18 protein-coding genes are annotated in these 23,039 nt (G+C 69.8%); 5 read left to right on the top strand and 13 right to left on the bottom strand.

Going from position 1 to position 23,039, the window contains the following annotated elements; translation table 11 throughout:
• Positions 1 to 413 precede the first annotated feature (413 nt).
• Positions 414 to 1,955 (bottom strand): helicase HerA-like domain-containing protein, encoded by a 1,542-nt coding sequence (locus ACQP2F_RS08235; protein WP_433302160.1) that lies wholly within the window; start codon positions 1,953 to 1,955, stop codon positions 414 to 416.
• A 340-nt stretch (positions 1,956 to 2,295) separates the two neighbouring features.
• On the opposite strand from ACQP2F_RS08235, the gene ACQP2F_RS08230 reads away from it, so the two are divergent.
• Positions 2,296 to 3,057 (top strand): response regulator, encoded by a 762-nt coding sequence (locus ACQP2F_RS08230; protein WP_433302158.1) that lies wholly within the window; start codon positions 2,296 to 2,298, stop codon positions 3,055 to 3,057.
• Here the strand turns inward: ACQP2F_RS08230 and ACQP2F_RS08225 are convergent.
• On the bottom strand, positions 2,982 to 4,184 hold the full coding sequence (locus ACQP2F_RS08225) for a monooxygenase (RefSeq protein ID WP_433302156.1): 1,203 nt from the start codon (positions 4,182 to 4,184) through the stop codon (positions 2,982 to 2,984). The two genes, ACQP2F_RS08230 and ACQP2F_RS08225, sit on opposite strands and share 76 nt — an antisense overlap.
• 170 nt (positions 4,185 to 4,354) lie before the next feature.
• On the opposite strand from ACQP2F_RS08225, the gene ACQP2F_RS08220 reads away from it, so the two are divergent.
• Positions 4,355 to 6,499: an MMPL family transporter gene (locus tag ACQP2F_RS08220; RefSeq protein WP_433302154.1), complete on the top strand. Its 2,145-nt coding sequence runs from the start codon at positions 4,355 to 4,357 to the stop codon at positions 6,497 to 6,499.
• 23 nt (positions 6,500 to 6,522) lie between these two features.
• Here the strand turns inward: ACQP2F_RS08220 and ACQP2F_RS08215 are convergent, their stop codons facing one another.
• The 3 genes from ACQP2F_RS08215 to ACQP2F_RS08205 all read right to left on the bottom strand — a co-directional run bounded on the left by ACQP2F_RS08215 (position 6,523) and on the right by ACQP2F_RS08205 (position 8,988).
• The gene (locus ACQP2F_RS08215; protein ID WP_433302152.1) at positions 6,523 to 7,902 is read right to left on the bottom strand and encodes a HAMP domain-containing sensor histidine kinase; all 1,380 of its coding nucleotides are present in this window, start codon (positions 7,900 to 7,902) and stop codon (positions 6,523 to 6,525) included.
• A gap of 68 nt (positions 7,903 to 7,970) precedes the next feature.
• The gene (locus tag ACQP2F_RS08210) at positions 7,971 to 8,654 is read right to left on the bottom strand and encodes a response regulator transcription factor (RefSeq protein ID WP_433302150.1); all 684 of its coding nucleotides are present in this window, start codon (positions 8,652 to 8,654) and stop codon (positions 7,971 to 7,973) included.
• 106 nt (positions 8,655 to 8,760) lie between these two features.
• On the bottom strand, positions 8,761 to 8,988 hold the full coding sequence (locus ACQP2F_RS08205; protein WP_433302148.1) for a helix-turn-helix transcriptional regulator: 228 nt from the start codon (positions 8,986 to 8,988) through the stop codon (positions 8,761 to 8,763).
• A gap of 143 nt (positions 8,989 to 9,131) precedes the next feature.
• Between ACQP2F_RS08205 and ACQP2F_RS08200 the strand changes: the two genes are divergently transcribed.
• Entirely contained in the window at positions 9,132 to 10,400 is a 1,269-nt protein-coding gene (locus tag ACQP2F_RS08200) for an ATP-binding protein (RefSeq protein WP_433302147.1), read from the top strand.
• A 27-nt stretch (positions 10,401 to 10,427) separates the two neighbouring features.
• On the opposite strand, the gene ACQP2F_RS08195 is transcribed toward ACQP2F_RS08200, so the two are convergent.
• Entirely contained in the window at positions 10,428 to 11,351 is a 924-nt protein-coding gene (locus tag ACQP2F_RS08195; RefSeq protein ID WP_433302145.1) for a GNAT family N-acetyltransferase, read from the bottom strand.
• 133 nt (positions 11,352 to 11,484) lie between these two features.
• On the bottom strand, positions 11,485 to 13,140 hold the full coding sequence (locus ACQP2F_RS08190) for a choice-of-anchor D domain-containing protein (RefSeq protein ID WP_433302143.1): 1,656 nt from the start codon (positions 13,138 to 13,140) through the stop codon (positions 11,485 to 11,487).
• A 584-nt stretch (positions 13,141 to 13,724) separates the two neighbouring features.
• On the opposite strand from ACQP2F_RS08190, the gene ACQP2F_RS08185 reads away from it, so the two are divergent.
• Positions 13,725 to 14,882, top strand: coding sequence for a vanadium-dependent haloperoxidase (locus ACQP2F_RS08185; protein ID WP_433302141.1), 1,158 nt, complete (start codon positions 13,725 to 13,727; stop codon positions 14,880 to 14,882).
• 16 nt (positions 14,883 to 14,898) lie between these two features.
• Here the strand turns inward: ACQP2F_RS08185 and ACQP2F_RS08180 are convergent, their stop codons facing one another.
• From ACQP2F_RS08180 to ACQP2F_RS08165, 4 genes are all read right to left on the bottom strand, one after another.
• The gene (locus ACQP2F_RS08180; protein WP_433302139.1) at positions 14,899 to 16,125 is read right to left on the bottom strand and encodes an MFS transporter; all 1,227 of its coding nucleotides are present in this window, start codon (positions 16,123 to 16,125) and stop codon (positions 14,899 to 14,901) included.
• Positions 16,126 to 16,231: 106 nt separating this feature from the next.
• Positions 16,232 to 17,284, bottom strand: coding sequence for a glycoside hydrolase family 11 protein (locus ACQP2F_RS08175; RefSeq protein WP_433302137.1), 1,053 nt, complete (start codon positions 17,282 to 17,284; stop codon positions 16,232 to 16,234).
• 381 nt (positions 17,285 to 17,665) lie between these two features.
• Complete coding sequence (locus tag ACQP2F_RS08170) at positions 17,666 to 18,715, bottom strand: FAD-dependent oxidoreductase (protein ID WP_433302135.1); 1,050 nt, start codon at positions 18,713 to 18,715, stop codon at positions 17,666 to 17,668.
• Positions 18,716 to 18,821: 106 nt separating this feature from the next.
• Positions 18,822 to 20,426, bottom strand: a complete 1,605-nt coding sequence (locus ACQP2F_RS08165; protein WP_433302133.1) for a cellulase family glycosylhydrolase — start codon at positions 20,424 to 20,426, stop codon at positions 18,822 to 18,824.
• A gap of 381 nt (positions 20,427 to 20,807) precedes the next feature.
• Between ACQP2F_RS08165 and ACQP2F_RS08160 the strand changes: the two genes are divergently transcribed.
• Positions 20,808 to 21,518: a DUF4352 domain-containing protein gene (locus ACQP2F_RS08160; RefSeq protein ID WP_433302131.1), complete on the top strand. Its 711-nt coding sequence runs from the start codon at positions 20,808 to 20,810 to the stop codon at positions 21,516 to 21,518.
• Between the two features lie 8 nt (positions 21,519 to 21,526).
• Here ACQP2F_RS08160 and ACQP2F_RS08155 read toward each other — a convergent pair whose 3' ends face one another.
• Positions 21,527 to 21,946 carry an SRPBCC family protein gene (locus ACQP2F_RS08155; RefSeq protein WP_433302129.1) on the bottom strand — a complete coding sequence of 140 codons (420 nt, stop codon included), beginning with the start codon at positions 21,944 to 21,946 and terminating at the stop codon, positions 21,527 to 21,529.
• A gap of 23 nt (positions 21,947 to 21,969) precedes the next feature.
• On the bottom strand, positions 21,970 to 23,037 hold the full coding sequence (locus ACQP2F_RS08150) for a hypothetical protein (protein ID WP_433302128.1): 1,068 nt from the start codon (positions 23,035 to 23,037) through the stop codon (positions 21,970 to 21,972).
• Between the last annotated feature and the right edge of the window lie 2 nt (positions 23,038 to 23,039).

The following is a 23,039-nucleotide window of genomic DNA, read 5'->3' as shown; positions in this document are numbered from 1 at the left end:
TTGCGGTTCGCTTGCTGCAACGTCCGGTCCACCAGGTGAAGCATTGCCGGGAACCGTTTCTGGCTCGGCGGCCGCCTCTGTGGTGGTCCCGGCGGTCTCGTCGGGCCGGGGATGCGGAAGACCGGCGGTTTACCAGCAATACCCGGCAATCCGCCCGGCTGCAGTAACCGCGACACCAGTCATGACGCGGAACGGTGCGGGCGTCCGGGCTCACCGCAGGAGGAGCACAGCATCGCCAGCGACCTCGAAACGACGCTGCCACCACCGTCCAGGAGCTGATCCGGCAACGGAGCGAACGTCAGCAGGGGTGAGAGGCGCGCCGGCCGTCGCCTCCGGCCGCCGACGGCGGCCCTCGTACTTCCGGGCCGGCCGCTCGGGCGACCTGCGCGGTCGGCGGGCGATGGGGCCCGCGTTCAGCGGCGCCGCCGGGCGGTCCCGAAGATCGATCGGGCGATTTCCCGGCCGGCGGCCGTGGCGGCGCTGCGCAGGGCCGTGCGCACCGCCGCGTTGCCGAGCGCCTTCTCCAGGAAGGACTTCTCCGGCTCGGGTTTGCGGGCCGGCGCCTCGGGCGAAGACGGCGCCGGGACGGGTGCGGCGGGCGGCGGCACGGCGACCTTGGCCAGCAGCATCTCGTACGCCGACTCGCGGTCGACCCGCGGGCCGTACCTGGCGAACAGCGGGGACGCCTTGACGAGCTGGTCCGACACCGCCGCGTCGACCTGCGCCATCAGCGATTGCGGCGGCGGCATCCTGGTCCAGGCGACCGGGGACGGCGCGCCCCGCTCCGACAGCACCGTCACGACCGCCTCGCCGGTGCCCAGTTGGGTGAGTACCTCCGCGAGGTCGTACGCCGACTTCGGGAACGTCGACACGGTGGCCTTGAGCGCCTTGGCATCCTCCGGCGTGTACGCCCGCAAGGCGTGCTGTACCCGGTTGCCCAGTTGCGCCAGCACGTCGCCGGGCACGTCCTTCGGCGTCTGCGTGACGAAGAAGATGCCGACGCCCTTCGAGCGGATCAGCCGCACGGTCTGGGTCACCGCGGCCAGGAAGTCCTTCGACGCGTCGCGGAACAGCAGGTGCGCCTCATCGAAGAAGAACACCAGCTTCGGCTTGTCCACGTCACCGACCTCAGGCAGGTCCTCGAACAGGTCAGCGAGGAACCACATGAGGAAGGTGGCGAACAGCTCCGGCCTGTCCTGCAGGCTGGGCAGCTCCAGGATGCTGACCACGCCGCGTCCGTCCGGGGCGGTGCGCAGGAACTCGCGGGTGTCGAACTCCGTCTCGCCGAAGAAGTCCTCGGCGCCCGCGTCGGCGAACGCGACCAGCTCGCGCAGGATCACCCCAGCCGTCGCCTTGGACAGACCGCCGAGCGCGGTCAGCTCCCCCGCGCCTGCCGGCGAGGTGAGGTGCTGGATGACCGCGCGCAGGTCGGCGAGGTCGAGCAGCGGTAAGGCGTTCTTGTCGGCGTAGTGGAAGATCAAGCCGAGCGAGGACTCCTGGACGTCGTTGAGGCCGAGCACCCTGGCCAGCAGGGTCGGGCCGAACGAGGTGATGGTGGCCCGCACCGGCACGCCGGTGCCCTTGCCGCCCAAGGCGAAGAACTCCACCGGGTACGCCGTGGGCTGCCAGTCCGCGCCGACGTCGCGGGCCCGGGCGGTGACCCGGTCGCTGGGCACGCCCGGCGCGGCCATCCCGGAGAGGTCGCCCTTGACGTCGGCCAGGAAGACCGGGACGCCGGCGGCAGAGAGCTGCTCGGCCATCGCCTGCAACGTCTTGGTCTTGCCGGTGCCCGTCGCGCCGGCGACCAGCCCGTGCCGGTTGACCATGGACAACGGGATGCGTACCTTCGCCGTGGGGTCGCAGGTTTCGCCGACGACCAGGGCGCCCAGCTCGAGGACAGGGCCGGAGAACGCGTAGCCGGCGCGCACCACCGCCGGGATGTCAGTTTCCGCCATGCCGATCAACTTAGCTCCGCCACGCCGTGAGTGCAGCCAGGCGCCGGTCACGGCGGTTCCCGGCGCGGCAGCCCCGGCCTGGCAACCGGTGATCTGCTAGATCAGCGCGTGTACCGGGCACCCCGCGTGCGGACGAGGGTCTCGCCACTCTCGAGGTGCTGCGGCAGCCGCAGGCCGGCAGCTGGCTTGCGCTTCTGACTCGAAGGTGCTGGCTGCTGGGCCATGTGGGCCGGGCACGCGCCGGCGAGTGATCGGCCCGGGTGCCGTTCTAACGGTCGTTTCAGGTTCGCTCGGTATGAACCGACTTGACCGTCCGTCCGACGCTGAAAGGCAGCCATTCATGATCTCTGTGCTTGTGGTGGATGCCCAGCCGCTGCAGCGCCTCGGGTTTCGCATGCTCCTGGAGAGCACGCCCGATACCGCGATCGTCGGTGAGGCCGAGAACGGCGCCGAGGCCGTTCGGCGGATCACCGAGCTGCATCCCGACGTGGTGCTGATGGACATCAACCTGCCGGGCGTCGACGGGATCGAGGCCACCCGGCGCATCGTCGCCGCCGGTGGGCGTTCGCGGATCCTGGTGCTGACGACCTTCGACGTGGACCGGTACGCGTTCGCCGCGCTGCGGGCCGGGGCGAGCGGTGTCCTGCTCAAAAACATCCGCCCGGAGGAACTGCTCGCCGGCGTCCGCGCCGTCGCGGCCGGGGACGCGGTGATTCCGCCGGCGCTGACCCGGCGGCTGCTCGACGCGTTCGCCGACCTGCTCGACGGTGACCCCTGCGAACCCGTACGGCAGGACCCCCGGCTGGACTTCCTGACCGACCGCGAGCGCGAGGTCCTCGTCGCCATCGGCCACGGCCTCACCAACGGCGAGATCGCGCGACAGCTCACGCTGTCGGAGTCGACGGTGAAGACCCACGTCGGGCGGGTCCTCACGAAGGTCGGCGCACGGGACCGGATCCAGGCCGTCATCCTGGCCTACGACCTGAGACTCACCCGGCCGGTTCAGCACTTCGTCCCGGCGCTTCCTCAGGACTTGCGGGGGGAGACCGTCATGATGCCGATGCACATCTCGTCGCTGGTGCCGTCGCCCCACACCACGTAGCGCGGCGGCAGCTTCCTCAGCTGGGGCAGCAACTTGCGCAGTCCCGCGTCGTGCGTACAGGTCACCCGCAGCGTGTCGCCCGGACCGATGTCCACCGGCTTCGGCAGCTTCATCAGGCGCTGGTTGTCGAAGTCGAAGTGCGGCACGTCCAGAACCACCTGGGCCTTCGGCGTGCCGGGGTTGAGTTCGACCTTGATGGCCCGCCCGAGCATGTGCATGTGGCCGAAGCCCGCGAACAGCGTCATCGGCGCTTCCACCTTGTGGTCGCAGGTCTGGGTGATACCGGGCTTCGGCACGCCCCGGCCGCACTCCTCCACCTGACGGTCCGCCATTTCGCCGACGTCCGGCCCGAACCGCTTCGTCACGTCCGCGATCGAGGCGGCCCGGTCACAGAGCGGACCCGACTCGCCGGCGGCGCAGGGCAGGTCGGTCGGCGCGTCGAGCGGCCACGTTTCGAGCTCCCGGGTCTGCGGAGTGCCGTCCGTCAGCCGCAGCCGCACCGCCGAGCGGTCCGGCCCGGCCGGCTTGCCGCCGGTCGCGAGCAGGTTGTAGTGGATCTGGAGGACGATCAGGCTGCCCGGCTCCAGCTTGTAGCCGGCGTCCTGGTCGAGCAGCGTCTCCGTGGCGCCCGGCGCCCAGGTGTCCACCCAGGCCGCGTCCCCCTCTTCGACCTGGGCGCCGGCCACGCCGGTCCCGCCGAAGCACTGCCAGCCGGCACCAGGCGTCTTCGCGTCCTGCTTGCGCACCGCGGCAGCGCCACGCGGCGGCACCGCGTACACGATGGCGTGGTGCGCGATGGCGACGTTCCCCGGTGTGAATTGGGTCCCGGTCAGAAACGCCGTCTTGGTCAGGCCTGGATCGATCACCTGGCACCGGTACTCGTCCGAGCCGCCCTCCGGCGGCACGGGCGTGTAGGCCGCGGCCATCCTGAGGTTGACGAACCGCTCGCCGGCGCGCAGCGGCTGTGGTGGAGCTGACGACCCGCCGGCGTGCGCGCCGTGCGGGCCGGCCGCGGTGGGCGCCGCCCTGTTGTCGGCGTCCGACCCGCAGGCGGCGACAGCGAACGCCGTCACCAGCGTCATGGCACCCGCTCCGAACTTCCACAATGGGCCCTCGGGTTTCGTCATAGCTCGAAAGCTAGGCCCGATTCCGTCCCGTTTCGTCGTACTGCGGTCGTCATTCTCGGGAGAGGGGCGGTACCGCGGTACCACGCCGCGGCATTAACGGTCGTCTCAGATTCACTCGGTACGAATTCGGCCTCGGATGAGCGACGCAACGCTTACGTAGGAGGCTATTGATGGAAGTCAATGCAACGCCGCCCGGTCGGCTGGCGGGCCGGTGGGTGCCCTGGTTGGTGATCGGCTTGTGGGTGGCGCTGGCGGCGGTCATGGTGCCGTTGAGCGGAAAGTTGAGCTCGGTCACGACCGACAGCGCCGTGGACACCCTGCCGGCCGGCGCGGAGTCCACCAAGGTGGCCGTGCTGGAGGACAGGCTCTCCGGCGGTGAAGACAGCACGTTCGTCTTCGTGTACCACCGCGCCGGCGGCATGACCGACGCCGACCGCGCGACGGTCGAGCGCCAGTACACCACCCTGACCAAGCGATACCCGCCGAAGGCGACGACCGCTTCCGCCGACGCAGGAGAGGGCGAAGGCGCCGGCCCAGCGACGAGAAAGTCCGACGACGGCCAGGCGATGATGTTCACCCTCCAGGTGAGCGCGGCCTACGGTCCACCGGAGACCATTGTCGGTCCGCTGCGTGACGCCGCGAAGGACCGTCCCGCCGGCCTGGAGCTCGACGTGACGGGCCCGGCCGCGATCGACGGCGACATGGACGCCATCTTCGACGGCATCGACCTGCAGGTCTTCCTGACCACGATCCTCGTCGTCACCGTCCTGCTCATCCTCACCTATCGCAGCCCGGTGCTGTGGCTCATCCCGCTGGTGGTGGGTGCCGCCGCATTGACCGCGATGGCGACCGTCTACCTGCTCGTCAAGGGCTTCGGCATCGTGGTCAACGACCAGAACTCGGCGCTTTTGACGATCCTGGTGTTCGGCGTCGGCACGGACTACGCGCTGTTGCTCATCGCTCGATATCGGGAGTCACTGCACCACCATGAGAACGTGCGGGTCGCGATGGTCCACGCGCTACGCGGCGCGGCGCCGGCCATCGTCGCGTCCGCGGCCACCGTGGTCGCCGGCCTGCTGTGCTTGCTCGTTGCGGACCTGAACAGCACCAGTGGGTTGGGCCCGATCGGTGCGGCCGGCATCCTGTGCGCATTGGTCGCCATGCTGACCCTGTTTCCGGCGGTGCTCGTGATGCTCGGCCGGCGGATCTTCTGGCCGGCCATCCCGCGGTTCGGTACGGCCGTGGCGGAGAAGCCGGGGCTGTGGGGACGGCTCGGCGCCGCCATCAGCCGCCGGCGGTGGGTGGCAACGCTCGGCTCGTTCGGAATCCTCGGTGTGCTCGCCATCGGGTTGGCCGGCAATACCGGCGCCCTGCGGGAGCAGGACCAGTTCCTGTCCGCGCCGGAGTCGGTCACCGGCTTCACCGTTCTCCGCCAGCACTTCCCGGAACTCGGCGGCCAGCCGATGACGATCTTCATGCGGCCGGCGTACGAGGAGCGCGTGCTCGACATCGTCGAGGGCACTCGCGGTGTGGCCATGGCCATCCCGGAGCAGGCCGGCGTCGGCTGGGCCACCATCTCCGTGTTCCCGGCGGACGCACCGGACACGGTCGCGGAATACGACACGATCAAGCGGGTGCGCGCCGCCGTGCACGCGGTCAGCGGGGCGGAGGCGATCGTCGGCGGGCCGAGTGCGGAGAACCTCGACACCGAGGTGACCACACGGCGCGACGAGAAGCTGGTGATTCCGCTGGTGCTCGCCGTCGTCCTGATCGTGCTCGGTCTTCTGCTGCGCGCGATCGTCGCCCCGCTGGTCCTGATGGCCACCGTGATCGTCTCGTTCGCCGCGGCCTTCGGCGGCAGCGTGTTCGTGTTCGACACGATCCTCGGGTTCAAGGGCGTCGATAATGCGGTGCCGCTGCTGGCATTCATGTTCCTGGTGGCGCTCGGTGTCGACTACAACATCTTCCTGGCCAGCCGGGCCCGGGAAGAGACGGTGCGTCTCGGTACGAGAGGGGGCATGCTCAGAGCCCTCTCCGCCACCGGCGGGGTCATCACCTCGGCCGGCCTGGTCCTGGCGGCCACGTTCGCGGTCCTTGCCACACTTCCGCTGGTGATGCTGGTCGAGGTCGGGTTCCTGGTCGCCTTCGGCGTGCTGCTCGACGCCGTGCTGGTGCGATCGGTCCTGGTGCCCGCCCTCACCCTGCTGATCGGCCGGCGGATCTGGTGGCCGAGCCGGCTGTCCCGTCCCGTGGCGGAACCGCCGAACGGGCGACACTCGCTCGCCGACCAGGAGGAGCCCGCGCTGCAACGGTGAGCGCGCCGCGCCGCCGGGGCGGGTCAGCGCGCCGCGGTGTCCTCTCCGGCGGTGAGCCGCGCGACCGGGGCGGGCGGGGCCGCGGCCGGAAGGTCGACCCGAAGCAGCGCGCCACCGCGGGCGGAGCGGGCGACGGTCGCCCGGCCGCCGTGGGCGTCGACGACCCGCTGCACGATCGACAGCCCGAGACCGGATCCCGGCAACGCCCGGGCGCTGTCGGCACGATAGAACCGGTCGAACACCCGCGGTACGTCGGCGGCGTCGATGCCCGGCCCGGCGTCGTCGACCTCGAGCACCGCCGACGCGCCCTCGGCCCGGAGCCGTACCTGGACCGCCTGGTCCGCGGGGGACCACTTGCCGGCGTTGTCGATGAGGTTCAGCACCGCCCGCTGGAGCGCGGCGGGACGCCCGCTCACCCAGACGGAGGTCACGTCGGTCACGATCTCGATGTCGGGCGCGCGGGAGCTCGCCCGGGTTGCGGCGGCCACCACCACGTCGGCGAGGTCGAGCAGCTCGGTGCTCTCGTCGCTGACGTCACCACGCGCCAGATCGGTCAGCTCGGCGGCAAGGGTGCTCAACTCGGCCACCTGAGCGCCGACATCGTTGAGCAGCCGGGTCCGGCTCTCGGCCGGCAGCGCGCTGTCCAGCGTGCCGCGCCGATCGAGCCGGATCAGCAGCTCGACGTTGAGGCGCAGGCTGGTGAGCGGGGTCTTGAGCTCGTGGGCGGCGTCCTCGGCGAGCAGCCGCTGAGCCTGCCGGGAGTCCCGGAGCGCGGCGAGCATGTCGTTGATCGACTGGATCAGCCGCCGAATCTCCCCACCACCCTCATCCGGGATGTCGGCGTCGAGATCCCGGGTGTCAGCGACACGTACCGCGGCGGCGGTCAGCCGGTCGATCGGAGCCAGCCCGGTCCGCGCCACGGTCCGCCCGACGAGGGCGCCCCCGGCCATGCAGAGCAGCCCGATCAGCAGCATGCCGAACCCGAACTGGTTGATCGGGCCGTCGTCGGCGACGTGTGCCACCTGGACCGCGCCGCCGCCGGCCCGCAGCGTGTAGACGACGTAGCCGTCTTCGTCGCTGTCGTTCGACTCGATCAGGTCGGCCGACGCTCCACCCGCCACGCGCCGGGCGTGCTCGCTGACCGGGGGCAGCGCGGGTTGGCCGGGCGGCGTCCGGGTCGAGCCGTCGGGCAGGATGACCCGTACGAGCCGACCGGATCCTGGATAGGGCGGCAGCTCGACCTGCGCCAGACCGGCGCGCTCCGCGTTCGTCGCCAGGACGCGGGAGTCGGCGCGTAGCTGGTTCACGGCGGTGTGCTGCAGCTCCCGAGCCAGAAGCTCGCTGGCCACCTGGAAGGCCACGAAGACGCTGACCGCGATGGCCGTCGCGGCGATCACTGTCATCCTGGTTCGCAGGGACCGCCGGCGCCACCATCGGGTCAGCCGACGCGGTTCCCGGCTGACGGGCCCGCTCACGGAGGAGTCTCCCGCAACGTGTATCCCAGGCCGCGCAGCGTGTAGATCAATCGCGGCTCACCGTCGGCCTCCATCTTGCGGCGCAGGTAGCTCACGTACACCTGGAGGTTGTTGGCGGTGGTGCTCATGTCGAAGCCCCAGATCGCCTCGAACAGCGCGTCGCGGGTCAGGACCCGGGTCGCGTTGCGCACGAGAACCTCCAGGAGAGAGAACTCGGTACGGGTCAGGCGCAGCGGCCGCCCGCCACGCCACGCCTCGAACCGGTCGGGATCGACCCGGACGTCGGCGAAAGACAGCACGTGCGACTCCCCGTCGGCCGGCGCGCGCCGACGAAGCAGGGCCCGCACCCGGGCCAGCAGCTCCTCGGTGGCGAACGGCTTGGGCAGATAGTCGTCGGCGCCCGCATCCAGCCCCTCGACCCGGTCGGAGACCCGGTCACGGGCGGTCAGCATCAGCACCGGAAGATCCCGGCCCGCCGCCCGCAACCGCCGACAGGTCTCCAACCCGCCGAGGCGGGGCATCATCACGTCGAGGATCAGCAGGTCCGGCGTGTCACCGCCCGCCCCACCGACCCGGTCGAGCACGGCGAGCCCGTTGGCGACGGCGCTGGTCTCATAGCCTTCGACCTGGAGCACCCGCTCCAGCGACTCACGGATGGCCGCCTCGTCATCCGCGATCATGATCTGCACGCCGGCCCGCCCCCGCAATCGATGGTTTGCGGCTCATGCTGCCCGATCAACCTGAGGCCAAGATTAGAGCCGCCCGGCCGGCGACGATGCAAGACGTTCAGGTCGAGTCATGCCGGCGGGCCGCCGCCCTACGGCCTCGGCCGGCGCGGTGGATGCTGATCCAGGTTTCGATGTCGGTGAGCACCCAGACCTTGCCCTGGGCCAGATCGGCGACGGGCCTCGGGAAGTCGGACCGCAAGGCCAACTGGCGGACCCGCTGGCGGCTCACGCCGAGCATGTCGCGGATCTCGTGCGGTCCGACGAGGGGAACGAAGCCATCGCGCATGCACACGACTATAGGCGTAGGACTAGGATGCTGTCGAAGTCGGATTCGTCGCCGAAGGCGTGACTCCGGCAGGGCCTGCATTGGGCAGACTAGCTGACCTGCTGTTGGAAGACTATAGAGCCTGCATTTGGTAGAGTAGCGCTGTGGTCGATTACCGTCGCCGGATCGTGGACGATGCACTGGATGAGCTCCAGCCGCACCTGCGTGCTCTGTCTATCCACGGGCCGAAAGGTGTTGGCAAGACGGCGACCGCGATGCAGCGAGCCGTATCTGTCATCGACCTCAGCCTTCCTGCTCAGCGAGAGATACTGGCTGCCGACCCGTCGGTTCTGACCACGCTGCCGGGACCCGTGCTGGTGGATGAGTGGCAGCGGCTGCCCGAAGTCTGGGATCAGGTTCGCCGCGCGGTTGATGCCGGCTCCCCGCCTGGGCACTTCATCATCGCCGGCAGTTCGGCACCCCGGGGTGCCGTGGTTCATTCCGGTGCCGGGCGAATCGTTCCGATGCGGATGCGCCCACTCAGCGTGGCAGAGCGGGATATCGAGAACCCTACGGTGAGCCTGGCCGCGCTCCTGGCCGGCGACCCGGACATCGACGGAACCACTGGGCTCCGGCTTGCCAATTACGTTGAGGAGATCACCGCATCAGGATTCCCCGCCATTCGCGGACTGCCGCCTCGCGTCCGCCGGGCCGAGTTGGATGCCTACTTGGAAAACGTCGTTCAGCGAGAATTCCCCGAGCAGGGCTACCCGGTCCGCCGTCCTGCCGTGCTGCGCGCGTGGCTTGCCGCCTATGCGGCCGCGACGTCGACAACGGCGGCGTACTCGAAGATCCTGGACGCAGCCACCGCCGGCCTGGCGAACAAACCGGCCAAGGAAACCACCATGGCGTACCGTGACGCACTGTCGTCGCTGTGGTTGCTCGATGACCTGCCGCCGTGGATTCCGGGCCGGAATCACCTTGATCGGCTCAGTCAGTCCGCTCGGCACCAGCTGGCCGACCCGGCACTGGCCGCCCGGCTTCTGGGACTGGACGCCGCCGCGCTGCTACGTGCCGAGCAAGGCAACACCAACCTTTCCGAGGGTACGATTCTCGGCGCCCTTTTCGAGCATCTCGTGGCGCTCAGTGTGCAGACCTACGCCGAAGCGGCCGAGGCGAGGGTCAGTCACCTCCGCACCCGCAACAACGATCACGAGGTGGACCTCATGGTTCAGCATGCCGATGGAAGAGTGCTGGGTATTGAGGTCAAGCTGGCCGACCGAGTAGAGGATGCCGACACCAGGCACCTGCGTTGGCTGCGGGATCGAATCGGAGAGGACCTGATCGACTCCGTCGTCATCTACGCAGGCGGACGTGCCTACCGTAGGCGCGACGGCGTCGCAGTCGTTCCCTTGGCACTGCTCGGCCCCTGACCCACACCAGACGACCGGCTCGCGGGCTTACAGCGGGCGGGTGAACATCTTCCGGTTGGTGAAGTTGCGGTAGCCGGCGCGCTGGAAGGCTTTGACCATGGCGGTGTTGTCGGCGTCGCAGTCGCCGCGGATCTCGGCGGCGCCGGCATCGCGGAGCACCCGGGTGCCTCGGGCGACCACGCTGGTGGCGTAGCCCCGGCCGCGGCCGATTCTCGCGACGGCGACCAGGCCGATCACCGCCGAAGTGGGCGTACGCGCCGGCATGCTGATCGCCACGGGGGTGCCCGCCGGCTCGTAGCCGATCTCGTACCAGCCGGGCTGGTGGTCCATTTCCAGCATGTCGGCGATGTTGCGCTCGGCCGCGCCGCGCAGGCCGTGCTCGGCGATCTCGGCCTGGAAGATCGAGTCCTCGGTGTCCGTGAAGGTGTCGGCGAGCAGCTCCACGAACGGCGTTGCACCCAGGTCGGCCAGCGATCGCCAATTCAGCCGCTCGTCCTGGGCCGGCATCGGGTCGCCGGCGGTCCACCGGAACCGGCAGCCGTCGCGGATGACGGTGAACCCGGCATTGGCGAGCAAGTCTTCACGCAGTTGGGGATTCCGCTGGAACTGGGGCGCCTGGGCCGGGCTGTCCAGGACATGGCCTTGTGTTTGCGCGCCCCACTTACGGGCCTGGTCGGCGGCGTACGCCAGCAGCGCCGCGCCGGTGTCCGGGTCGCCTGGCTCCAGCAGCACGATGTCCATCGGCACGGCGCGGCCCGGCATCGTCCACAGCACGACGTTTCCCGCCAGGCGACCGTCGCGTTCGGCGGCCAGGCACCACTCCGGCCGGGTGCAGCCGCTCTCCAGCAGGCCGGCCAGGTAGGCAGCGGTCGCGGCGTTGCGCTCGTCGTCGTCGGGAAAGGCCGTCAGCGCGGGTAGCTCGTCGGCGCGGGCGGGACGAATCGTCAGCACGGTCGGGGTTCCTTCTTCGTCGATCGACGGGCGCCGTCAGCCCTGATCCAGGGCTCGAATCGTGTGCCGATATCCGACGACGAAGGCTCCGGCCGGGACGGACCCGGCCGGAGCCTTCTTTCTTGTCGAGCGATCAGCGGGTGCGGAGAGTCCCGTTGATCGGCGTGCCGCTGCGGCTGCCGGCGGCCGAGTGGCTCTGGGCCTTCGCCCGCGGCTCGGCGCCGACGGTGCTCGCCGTACCCGTGGCGTAGATGCTCTGGAAGGTGCCGTTGACATCCACGAGCACGTCAGTCGTACCGACGTAGTTGTAGATGCTGAAGCCCTTGTTCGCACCCAGCCCCACGATCGCGGCGTTCGCGACGGTCTGGCCCTTGGCCGGGTTGAGGTTGCTGGCCGTGGGCCGGGTGACCCCGTTCGGCCACAGGGTCAGGTAGGTGTTGGCGGTCGGCTTGACCCCGGTGACGTTGAAGGCGAGGGCGTCCGCCTGCGCGACGCTGGCGGGCGCCGTCACGTTGGCCGTGACGCCGGCCCCGAGCGCCTTCGCGTAGCCCAGGCCGTTGCGGGTGTCGGTGATCCGCACCGGAGTGATCGGCTGGAACCGCAGGCCGTCGCCCGGCGTCGCGTTGTCGTAGACGCCGACGATGTCGACGATGAGGTGGGTCGTCGAAGTCGCCGAGGAGGTGTTCGTGTTGATCACGCCGATCATCGGGATCCCGCTGGCGTCACACCACGTCTCGTTGCAGGGCGAGGTCGGCACGATGGCCATGTTCGGGACGTTGCGCCCGCTCGTGTAGTTGAGCGTCGACGTCTTCGGGAACGCGCCCGTGTTGCCGTTCCACGCCGACAGGTACCCGCTGCCGTTGGGGCTGACCGCGGTGATGTTGACAGCGACCGCCCGGACGTACGAGTTGAACTCGCCGAAGTCCCAGCCCAGCTGGTAGTAGTCGCCGTTGCCGAGCCGGCCCGCGTCGCCGTCGGCCCGGGTGTCGACCCAGCGCTCCGGCGTGAACGGGTAGAAGTCCGCGTCGGTGTTTCCGGCCGCCGGAATGACGCTGCTGTTGGCCGCGTAGAAACCGACCACGTCGGCGATCACGTGCGTGGCGCCGTACTCGTTGTAGATCCGCACCTTGCCGCCCGTGCCGACGCCGACGGTCACCGAGTTGGCCCCGGTCCAGCCCTTGGCGAAGTTGATGGACGACGCGGTGGGCCGGGCCGCACCGGTCGGGTAGACCGTCAGGAAGCTTCCCGCGGTGCTCCCGGTCACGGTGACGTTCAGCACGACCGCGGACACGCCGGTGGACGGCACGCCGCCCCGGCCCGTCACCTGCAGATCGAGGGTCTTCTGAGTGCCGAGCTTCGCGGCGGGCGCGCCGACACCGCTACGCGTGTCGAGCACCCGTGCCGGCGCGACCGGGTAGTACGCGCCCTTCGCGCCGATGCTCCCGGTGAGCGAGAGCGGGACGGTCTTCGTCGAAGTGCCGTTGTCCGACACGGTCAGCGTCGCGGACTGCGGGCCGACGGCCGTGGCGTTCGGCACCACTCCGATCTTGCACTGCCCGCTCGGCGCCAACGTCGCGCCGGAACAGGTGTCGGTCTTCTTGATGAAGGCCGGGGCGTCGGTACCGGTGATGGTCGCCGTGCCCAGCGTGATCGCCTCGGTGCTGGTCGAGGTGACCGTCACCGTGCTTTCCGCTCCGGGCTCCCCCACCTTCTGGTCACCGAAGGACAACGAGGCCGGTGAGACCGTCACCGCCAGGTCGGCCGCCGCGAAGGCCGGTACAGTGACCACTGTGGACGCAATGACTACTGCGCCGATGATGACGCCATGCAGACGTCGCACGCGTTCCCCCCGTTTTGATGGACTTGGATAGGCAGACGCACGTTAGATCATGCCGCCGGTCGACGCAACGCCCGAACAGACGGTCCGGCAGGCCCGAAAGGCGCCCGATCCGAATGTCGCCCCGACCGGGTCCGCGACCGCCCTCTTCACCATCTGGCCACCGGTGAGCGGTGGCGGCGCGGCGAAGTTCGACGCCCGCCGGAAAGACAAATCAAATGCGCGTGCCTTGACCCCATCGGAACCCCGGCGTATCAAGGGGCTTTGCGGCGACCGTGCTCGGCCGTGAATACGATCTCTCGGCGGGGCGGCGCCCGGAGGGGGCATTCATGTATTCCACCTGGCAAAGATGGACGGTGACGATATCCACGACGCTTCTCGTGATCACTGCGGGCGGCGCGGCCTCGGCCGATCCGGCGGCTGAATCCTCTGACGGATCAGCGGTTATCGCGTGGAACGAGACGGCCGCGACGGCCGCGCTGGGCGCCTGCCTGGCTCCGACGAACAATCCACTCCACGAATCGCGCATGTACGCGATGACACATATCGCAATTCATGACGCATTGAATGCGATCGACCGTCGTTCCCGGCCTTACACCTATCGCGGATCCGCGCACGGCGCGTCACCGGACGCCGCGGTCGCCGCCGCGGCACGCGACGTGCTCGTGCCCGTTCTCCGCGAGCTGCCAGCGCCGTTCGCGGACTGTGTCACGGGCGCGAAGGTCGTCGAGGGCGTCGAGGCACGCTATGCGGCCGTTCTAGCCCGCATTCCCGACGGTGCGGCCAAGACGCGGGGAATCGCGACCGGCCGCGCCGCCGCGGCGGCGATTCTCGCGGCCCGGGCCGGTGACGGGTCGGACACGCCGCTGTTCGACACCGCGTACCCGCAGGGCACGCGGCCCGGCGAGTACCGGTTCACCCCCGGCTCGGACTTCGCGTTCGCACCCGGGTGGGGCGGTGTCACGACGTTCGCGCTGCGCAGCGCTGTCCAGTTCCGGCCGGGTCCGCCGTACGCGGTGACCTCGAAGCGCTACGCCCGGGACTTCGCCGAGGTCAAGCGCCTGGGCGGGGACGGCGTCACCACCCCGAGCGCGCGCACCGCCGACCAGACCGAGATGGCCCGGTTCTGGGTGGAGAGCTCGCCGCTGCTGTGGAATCGGGTGGCCCGAGACGTCGCGACCCGCAAGCACCTCGATCTCTGGGAGAGCGCACGTCTCTTCGGCCTTCTCGACATGGCACTCGCGGACGGCTACGTGGCCACGTTCGACACCAAGTACCGGGCGTACAACTTCTGGCGTCCGGTGACCGCGATCCGCAACGCGGCCGACGACGGCAATCCGCTGACCGCGGCCGACCCGACCTGGACGCCGTTGGTGCAGACGCCGCCGATTCCGGACTACGACTCCGGCCACAGCGTGGAGGGCGGCGCCGCGGCACAGGTGCTGCAACGCTTCTTCGGCACCGACCGGATCCGCTTCGAGACCTGCAGCTACACGCTGCCGGCCGGGCAGACCTGCACCGACGCGGCGCCCGTGGTGCGGCACTTCCGCTCGTTCAGCGAGGCGTCGGACGAGAACGGCCGGTCGCGCATCATGGTCGGCTTCCACTTCCGGAAGGCCGTCAACGAGGGCATCGCCCATGGCGTCCGGATCGGCGACTGGACGGTGAACCACACCCTGCAGCGCGTGCGCTGAGCGGAAGCAGAGCCGGTCACGAGCCGACCCGTTCGGCCGCGTGACCGGCTTGCGCGGGACGCGACCGATGCCCGGCGCCGAGCCGCCGGGCCATCGGCCACCAGATCACGTGCTGGAGCAGGGACAGGGCCAGCGTCAACGGAAGCAGGGTCCACACGCCGGCGCCCTCGGCGATCGCGCCCGCCAGCCACGGGAACGACGAGCCGCCGACGACCGATCCCGCGTTCATGATGCCGATCGAGCTGGGCACCAGGCGCTCGGTGGTGAGCCGGGGCGCCAGGGCGATCGCGGTGGGGAAGATCGGCCCGAGGAAGAAGCCGAGGAGGACCAGGCCGGCCGTGGCGGCGGCCCGGCCCGGCAGCAACCAGGTCAGCGCCGTGGTGACGGTGACGCCGGCGAGGCACACGTTCATCAGGCCGGCCGCGGTGCCGCCGAGCCGGGTGACGATCGGGCTGAGCAGGAACCGGCCGGCGGTGAGCCCGAACCAGTAACCGCTGACCGCGTAGCCGGCGAGCACCGCGGTCTGCCCGCGCCCCTCGACGAGGTAGCCGAACGCCCAGTTCCCCACGCCCACCTCGAGCCCCACATAGACGGCGAGCAAGGCGGCGCCGAGCAGGACGCCCACGTGCCGCAGCGCGAGCCGGGTCAGGCCGGGCGTGCTCGGTGACCCAGGCTTCGTCGCGGCCGGAGCCGGATCGGTACGGGGATAGACGAGCAGGAACGCGGCCGTGAGCGGGACGGCCGCCGCCGCCAGCAGCACCATGACCATCGGCCACGAGGCGGTGGCGACGATCCAGGCGGCCAGGGGTGGCCCGAGCAGCGCCCCGACGCCGAAGAACCCGTGCAGCCGGTTGAGCAGCGTGGTCGCGCCGGGCAGGGCGGACAGATGCGCGTTGAGCACGGACTCCAGCAACCCGAGCGCGTAGCCGGACGCGATCTGGAGCAGGACGAAGGCTACGAACGCCGGCCGGGTGCCCGCGTACAGGGCGGCGAGCGCGTACAAACCGCCGGCCGTCGCCGCTCCCATCCGGGTGCCGAATCGGTGGATCACCGCACCGGCGGTGAGCCCGGCCAGCACGAACCCGGCCGAGCCGGTGAAGAAGGTGAGGCCGAGTGTGGCCCGGGAGACGGCATAGTCGTCGATCTGCGCGGCCAGCAGCACCCCGTTGACGCCGGCGTTCAGGCCGACGAGGACGAAGGCCGCATAGGCCAGCGCCACCGGCGCCCAGCGCGGTTGTCGCATCACAGCCTCCAGCGCTCGCACCGCGACGGGCGGCGGCCGCAGCCGAGGGAGGTGCGGCGCGACGGCCGGGGCCGCCGCGCCGCGCGGGTGGTGGAGCCGGCGATCGTCAGCCGGCGCTGCAGGAGACCGATGGCCAGGTCCAGGTGCCGTTGGCCATGATCGTGACACCGAAGTTGTTGCCGCTGCCGTTCGGCTTGGCGACCATCTGGTACTGGCTCGGCCAGCTGGCGCTGGTGTTCCAGGTGGAGCTGACGACCGACGGCGCGACCAGGTTCAGCGTCACGGTCCAGTTGTTCGAGCCGGAGACCGCCACGTTGAGGTTGTACCGGTCGCTCCACTTCTGCCCGGCCGACAGGGTCGCGGTGCAGCCGCCGGTGCCGCCGCCACCCGTACCGCCGCCGCCGGTGCCGCCGCCACCCGTACCGCCACCGCCGGTGCCGCCGCCACCGGAGCCCTCGCTCACGGTGATGTTGGAGCTGACGCTGCTCTGGTAGCCCTCGGTGGCGAGGATCTGGTAGTTCGGGCTGCCCAGCTGCAGGCCGGCCTGGCGCCAGGCGTTGAAGTGGTTGGCCACGTTGATCGTGCCGCCGGTGCGCTTCTGCTGCCGGACGCTCCAGTACTGGTAGAACGTGGCCGTGCCCTGGATCGAGGGCTGGTTGACCCGCTGCGTGCGGTAGAGGTCGTAGGTGCTGCCGTCGGTGGTCACCGAGCCCAGCCGGGTGGCGCCGGTGCTCGGGTTGTAGTTGCCGAAGTTCTCGACGATGTAGTACTCGACGAGCGGGTTGGTCATCCAGCCGTACAGGGCCAGGTAGCAGTTGCCGCCGCAGTTGAACGAGCCGGAGTAGTTGACCGTGTGGCTGGTGGAGCCGGGGTTCCAGCCCTTGCCGACGACGGAGTTGTTGATGTTGCTCATCTGCACGCTGTAGTTGCCGCCGCCACCCAGGTTCATGGTGACGTTCCCGTTGTCTTTCCAGTACGAGTAGAAGTACCCGTTGTGGGTGCCGGTCGAGTTCGAGGTGATCGTGCGGTCGGCCTCGGCGTGGGCGGCGCCGGCCGCGGCCACCGAGGTTACGGCCATTGCCACGGCGCTGGCCAGGCCGACGAACAGCCGCGTGCGGCGACGCCGGCGACCGGTCGGTCGAGCGGATGTGTCGTTCATGCTGAGTCCCTTTCGGAAGGACTGCGAGGACGGACGGCAGCAGACCCGGACCAGCGGAGCCGGCGACCTGGGTGACGGCGGGGCGCGTCGGCGTCGCACCAGGTGCTGGCTCGCCGGCCGTGTCGGTCGGCGCGCCGAGGGGGAGCCGGGTCGCGGTGGACGACCCGATCGACGGTGGTCGAACTGCCGGTGGCGACATCATGTGCTGGCGATCACGTGCGTGTCAACAATTACCGGAAGTTCGCGGAAGTTTCTTCGGCCCATTCGGGTGTGAAATTTCCTATTTGCTCGATTACTGCGACGCGATTCATCGCGGCCGATCAAGGCTTCGCTACGGCACCCCTAAGGTCATGTACCGAAAGTTTCGGACGGTTGCCCTCGTTACGCGACCGACGGGCCGGCGTTCTCCGGGGTGGAACCCTCGACGGCGGAACGGGCCAGCATCTCGCCCAGCAGCGGGGCGAACTTCATCAGGTTCTCGCCGTGGACGGCCAGCACCCGGCCCCGGCGCGCGAACTGGAGGCCGTCGCCGAGGCCGGGGTTGTGCGTGCAGTACACCCGGCCGATCGGGCGGGGCTCGACGAACGGCAGGTGCTCGGCCACGTAGCCGGTCACGGCGGCCAGTGACGCCTCCTCCGCGGCCTCGCGGCCATTCGCCCACGTCACCAGCGCCGGATCGACGTCGCCGCCGACCGCCCAGCTGCCCGGACCGTCCTGATGCTGGTAGGTCCCGAGCACCCCGTCGGCCGGCGCGGTGATCCAGCACGACAACGGCGCCGGCGCCGCGGGCCGAAGCGGGAAGCTGACCCGCAGGTGGTGCTCGAGTACCCGCGGGGTGTCGATGCCGACGCCGGCGGCCAGCGCCGAGGTGCCGGCGCCCGCACAGATCAGCACGGCGTCGAAGGTGTCCGACTCGGCGCCGGCCCTGACGCGTACCCCCGACGCGGTTTCCTCGATGGCATCGACGTGGACCGGCCGGAGACGGGCGCCCGCCGCGCCGACCAGGAAGGCGCGGACCCGGTCCACCCGGATGACGCCGCCGGCCGGGTCGATCAACGCCGGGCCCGCGAACGTGACGGCCGGCAGACGCAATCGCGGGGAGCCGGCCTCCACCAGCTCGTGGGCCACGCCCGCCGCGGCCATCGCCTCCGCCCACCCACCGGCCTCGGCGCCACTGACCACGGTGCCGACCTCGTCGACAAGGGCTACGCCGGCCCGCTCGCTCCAGGTGGCGAACAACGCCCGCGAACGCCCGGCCAGCCGCACCATGTCGGGACAGGCGTGCGCCAGGCGAAAGATCCGGGTGTCGCCGGCCGAGCGCTCGGCCATCGGCTCGCCGCGCTCATGGCACCACACGTCGATCCCCTGCCGGAGCAACGCGACGGTCGCCGACAGGCCGACGACGCCCCCACCGATCACTGCCACCCGCATGGCAGCCGACGCTACGCCGCGGCCGGTGAAACGCACGACGGGCCGGGCACGACGAGCCGGGCACGACGAGCCGGGCCGCTGACCGGCGCCGGCCCGTCGCCGCCGGTCAGGCGCAGGTGGTGCCGTTGAGCTTGAAGCCGGTGGGAGCGGCGGCGTTGCCGGTGTGGGTGGCCTGATAGCCGATGGTCGTCGAGCCGCCGGCCGAGAGGGAGCCGTTGTAGCCGGCGTTCGTCGCGGTCACCGTGCCGCTGGTGGGGGCGTAGGTGGCGCTCCAGCCGGAGGTGATCGTCTGGCCGGTGGGCAGGGTGAAGGTCAGCGTCCAGCCGTTGATGGCGGCCGCCCCGGTGTTGGTGATGGTGATGTTGTCGGTCAGTCCGGTGTTCCAGGCGTTCACCGCGTTGGTCACCCGGCAGGCGCCGGTGCCGCCGGGGCCGGTCGTCGGTGCGGTGGTCGGCGGCGTGGTCGGCCTGGTGGTCGGCGGGGTCGTCGGTGCGGTGGTGGGCTGACCGCCGCCGGCCGCGGTGATGATGGCGCTGATGATGCCCGGCTGGGTCACCGTCGCGTTACCGCGGTCGAACAGGCCGAAACCGTACTGGCCGTTGTAGCCGTTGTCCCAGTACGCGGTGGCGGCGCCGTACTTCTTGGCGGTGGACACGAGGGCGCGGGCGAAGTTCGTGCGATACGTGTTGTTCGCGGAGTCGAATGACGTCTTGTCGATGGCGCCGTACTCACCCACGAAAACCGGATATCCCCGTACGACGAAAGCGTCGTGCATCTTCTTCAGCATGGTGTCCAGGTAGTCCTCCTGTCCCCAGGTGGACCTCTTCGCCGGATTGCTCGCCGCCGATCCCCACTGCGTGATGGCGCCGTCCTCCTGACCGGTGAAGTCCCACGGGTCGTAATAGTGGACGGAGATCATGATGCGCTGCTCGCCGCTGGGAATGGAGCTGGAGCGGTACTGGTCGGTCGGCAGCACGAAGCCGTAGTTGCCGGCGGTGTACTCGATATTGGTGTTCCAGCCGGGCACGAGCAGCCACCGCGAGGCGTTGGTGCCGCCGGTCCGCCGGACGGTGTCGACGAAGATCTGGTTGTACGCGTTGATGTTCGAATAGCAGGTCGAGGTCGGATTGCCGTATTGGCCGTCGAACTCCTCGTTCATGGATTCGAAGATCAGGTGCTCGTTGTAGCTCTGGAACTTCGTCGCGATCTGCTGCCAGACCTTCTGGTACCGGGCCTTGATCGTCGACTGGTCGGACGAGTCGCAGATCAGCCATGAGCCGGTTACCGACTTGTATCCGTCCCCATGCATGTTGATCAATACGTAAAGACCCTGGTTGTACGCGTAGTCGACGACCTCGGCAATTCTGGTCAGCCACGCGGAACTGACCGTGTAGTTCGGCCCCGCCCCGATGTTGCCCAGGTAGGAGACCGGGATGCGGATCGTCTTGAAGCCGGACGCCTTGACCCGGTCGATGAGCGCCTGCGTGACGACCGGGTTGCCCCAGGCCGTCTCGCCGGGTATCCCGCTGGCGTTGGCCTCCAGCTGGTTGCCCAGATTCCAGCCGGCGCCCAGGTCGGCGACCAGCTGGGGAGCGGTCAGCCGGCTGGTGACATCGGCCGAGGCGGGCCGGGTCACGCCGTACACGGCGCCGGCGAAGGCCAGGGCGGCGGCGAAGAACGCCAGCCCCGCCTTCCTGACTGTCGATCTCATGGAACTTCCTCTCGGACGGACTCGAGCGCCGGGACCGGCGGTGACTCCGGTCCGCGCATGGCCATCGAAGCGCTTCGATGCGCTCGGGTCAAGAGGTGCCCGGGCCGGTGGCTGCGGGCCGCCCAACTTCGGGGGCCAATGACGCACACCGGGGCCGTCGCCCGATTTCCGCGGCGAACGCCGTTACTCGGCCCCCGGGTGGGTTATCCCGCTTTACGCGTCTGCTTCTCACCGATTCGGCGGATGGCTCGATCGACTTCCAGTCGGTTTTTCGTCGTCGCCGGACCAGCGGTTGATCGGTCGTCAGGCTTTCGGCGGCCTCTGCTTTGATCAACTTTGTTGGGGCACCGCGCGCCCAGCATTTGCACAGGAGTGGAACACGTGACACAACCCCCACCGCCGCCGTTCGGCCAGCAGCCCGCCGGTCAGAATCCGCCGCCACCCGCCGCGCCCGGATATCCGGCGCCCGTACCGCCGAAGAGGAAAGGCCCGCTGCGGTGGGTGCTCATCGGCGCCGGAGTGCTGATTCTGCTGTGTTGCATCGGCGTCATCACCAAGCTTGCCGGCGGCGATGACTCCGCCTCGTCGAAGGCGGGCACGGCGACCATTGCCCCGGCCGAGAGAACGGCGGAAGCGGAGGGCGCCCCGGCGACCAAGGCGGCCGAGACGAAGCAGGCCGAGGCGAAGGAAATCACTCCGGGCCTGAAGCAACCGGCCCGGGACGGGAAGTTCGAGTTCGTGGTGTCGTCCATGAAATGCGGTGTCTCGGAGGTCGGCTCGGACCTGCTCGGCGCCAAGGCGCAGGGACAGTTCTGCCTCGTGAACCTCTCGGTGAAGAACATCGGCAAGAAGGCGCAGTCGTTCGCCGACTCGGCCCAGACGGCGTACGACGCGAAGAAGGTCGAGTACTCCTCGGACTCCAACGCCGCCATCTACGCCAACAAGAACAGCCAGGTTCTCTTCACCGAGATCAACCCCGGGAACACCGTCAAGGGCACGCTGGTCTTCGATGTGCCGAAGGGCACGAAGCTCACCAGCATCGAACTGCACGACTCGCTTTTCTCCGGCGGCGTGACCGTCGATCTCCGGTAGTTCGGGCGTCACGCCAGGGATTTGGCGATGGCCGACTCCCAGGAGCGCATCATGGCCGGATAGTGCGCTTCGAAGTCGGTGAGCCAATGGTCGCCCTCGGGAGTCAGGGCGGTCAGCGAATAGGTGACGTCGACCCTGGTGTGACTCCCGGCCGGCGACAAACGCACCTCGATCGTGCCGGCGTCGCGGCCGGCGGCGACGCGGGCGTACCGGATGCGCCGGTCGCCGTCGCGATCGACGACGATCCAGGTGACGTCCTGCCCGCCGTGAGCGGTGACGAAGACCGTGCCGGCCTCGGCGTCGTCGGTGACCGGCGCTGGGAACTGCGGGTCCCAGCCGTCGACCCATTCGCGTTCGCCGAGCGCGGTGAAGAGCCGAAAGGCCGCGGAGACCGGAAGGGCCACGGTCAGACTTCCGTCCAGTGTCATCGACACAGCAAACCAGCCGCCGGCTAGTTCCTGTTCATGGCGATCAGGATGACGACGGCGGTGACGAGCACGAGGGCGGCGATGACGGCGGCGGCGATCTTCCAGGCGCTGTACGGGCGCTCGCCGGCCACCTCGCCGGTCCGGGCGTTGACCAGGATGTTGTACGTCTTGCCGGCGTGCAGGTAGCACGCAATCCAGACCGGCAGCAGCATCAGCTTGAACGTCAGGTCGTTGTACTGGGTGCTGACCTGGTGCACCCGCTGCTCGTCGCCGCCGATGTCGGCCCGGCAGTCCCGGTCGATCGCCGGCGCCATGCGCGACTTCGCCGTCTCCAGGGCCGATTCCGGCTCCACGTCATAGCGCAGCGTCTCGTGGCCGGCCAGGTATTCGGGTCGGTACGGCTCGGCGTCCAGCAGCGGCCACGGCTCGAGCTTGTCGAGGTGTTTCGGGGCCACTTTGGTGGTGCCCGCGATCAGCACGTCGTCGAAATCGCGGGCCACCACGCCGCTCGCCGACCGCCAGCGGGTCCGCTGCACCTGGCGGGTCTTCGTCTCGCCGTTCTCGGTGTAGGTCTCGGTGACCCAGTAGTGGTCGCCGCGCTCGCCCCGGTATTGCGAGACGGTGCGGGCGTCGTACGTCCAATGCGGAAGGTAGGTGCTGTGCGACGACTCGGCCGCGGTCACCTTTTTCAGGCCGTTCGGCGCGAACCACCGCGACGACGTCCATTCCTTCAGCGCCGTGCGCAGGGCGGAACGGTCGATCGCGAACGGCAGAACCGCCTCGGGCACCACCTGGTCGCCGGGCGAGACGTCGGCCACCAGGGGCGCGCCGCAGAACTGGCAACGGTCGGAAATCCTGTCGCTCTGGGTGACCGCGCCGCAGCCCTTGCAGGTGAAGACGTGTGGGGCCAGCGTCGCGATCGGCTTGCGCGGCAGGCCGGCAAATGACGCGTACGAATGCTCGCGAATGTGCCGCCCGGTGGGCGCGAGTTTCGTCTCGGCCCCGCAATAGGGGCATTTGAGCACGTCGGTGCCGGGCGCGAACTCGATGTTCGCCCCGCAGTTCGCGCACGGGTACTGCATCTGGCTCATCG

Origin of the sequence: Actinoplanes sp. CA-030573 (genome assembly GCF_050951115.1) — a bacterium.
Taxonomy (GTDB): Bacteria; Actinomycetota; Actinomycetes; order Mycobacteriales; family Micromonosporaceae; genus Actinoplanes.
This window is presented reverse-complemented; position numbering and strand designations above follow the sequence as displayed.

What these genes read in the sequence shown, in the direction of transcription:
- ACQP2F_RS08235 (WP_433302160.1), bottom strand. Translation starts at nt 1,955, where the DNA reads ATGGCGGAAACTGACATCCCGGCGGTGGTGCGCGCCGGCTACGCGTTC.
- ACQP2F_RS08230 (WP_433302158.1), top strand. Translation starts at nt 2,296, where the DNA reads ATGATCTCTGTGCTTGTGGTGGATGCCCAGCCGCTGCAGCGCCTCGGG.
- ACQP2F_RS08225 (WP_433302156.1), bottom strand. Translation starts at nt 4,184, where the DNA reads ATGACGAAACCCGAGGGCCCATTGTGGAAGTTCGGAGCGGGTGCCATG.
- ACQP2F_RS08220 (WP_433302154.1), top strand. Translation starts at nt 4,355, where the DNA reads ATGGAAGTCAATGCAACGCCGCCCGGTCGGCTGGCGGGCCGGTGGGTG.
- ACQP2F_RS08215 (WP_433302152.1), bottom strand. Translation starts at nt 7,902, where the DNA reads ATGACAGTGATCGCCGCGACGGCCATCGCGGTCAGCGTCTTCGTGGCC.
- ACQP2F_RS08210 (WP_433302150.1), bottom strand. Translation starts at nt 8,654, where the DNA reads ATGATCGCGGATGACGAGGCGGCCATCCGTGAGTCGCTGGAGCGGGTG.
- ACQP2F_RS08205 (WP_433302148.1), bottom strand. Translation starts at nt 8,988, where the DNA reads ATGCGCGATGGCTTCGTTCCCCTCGTCGGACCGCACGAGATCCGCGAC.
- ACQP2F_RS08185 (WP_433302141.1), top strand. Translation starts at nt 13,725, where the DNA reads ATGACACATATCGCAATTCATGACGCATTGAATGCGATCGACCGTCGT.
- ACQP2F_RS08180 (WP_433302139.1), bottom strand. Translation starts at nt 16,125, where the DNA reads ATGCGACAACCGCGCTGGGCGCCGGTGGCGCTGGCCTATGCGGCCTTC.
- ACQP2F_RS08175 (WP_433302137.1), bottom strand. Translation starts at nt 17,284, where the DNA reads ATGAACGACACATCCGCTCGACCGACCGGTCGCCGGCGTCGCCGCACG.
- ACQP2F_RS08170 (WP_433302135.1), bottom strand. Translation starts at nt 18,715, where the DNA reads ATGCGGGTGGCAGTGATCGGTGGGGGCGTCGTCGGCCTGTCGGCGACC.
- ACQP2F_RS08165 (WP_433302133.1), bottom strand. Translation starts at nt 20,426, where the DNA reads ATGAGATCGACAGTCAGGAAGGCGGGGCTGGCGTTCTTCGCCGCCGCC.
- ACQP2F_RS08155 (WP_433302129.1), bottom strand. Translation starts at nt 21,946, where the DNA reads ATGACACTGGACGGAAGTCTGACCGTGGCCCTTCCGGTCTCCGCGGCC.
- ACQP2F_RS08150 (WP_433302128.1), bottom strand. Translation starts at nt 23,037, where the DNA reads ATGAGCCAGATGCAGTACCCGTGCGCGAACTGCGGGGCGAACATCGAG.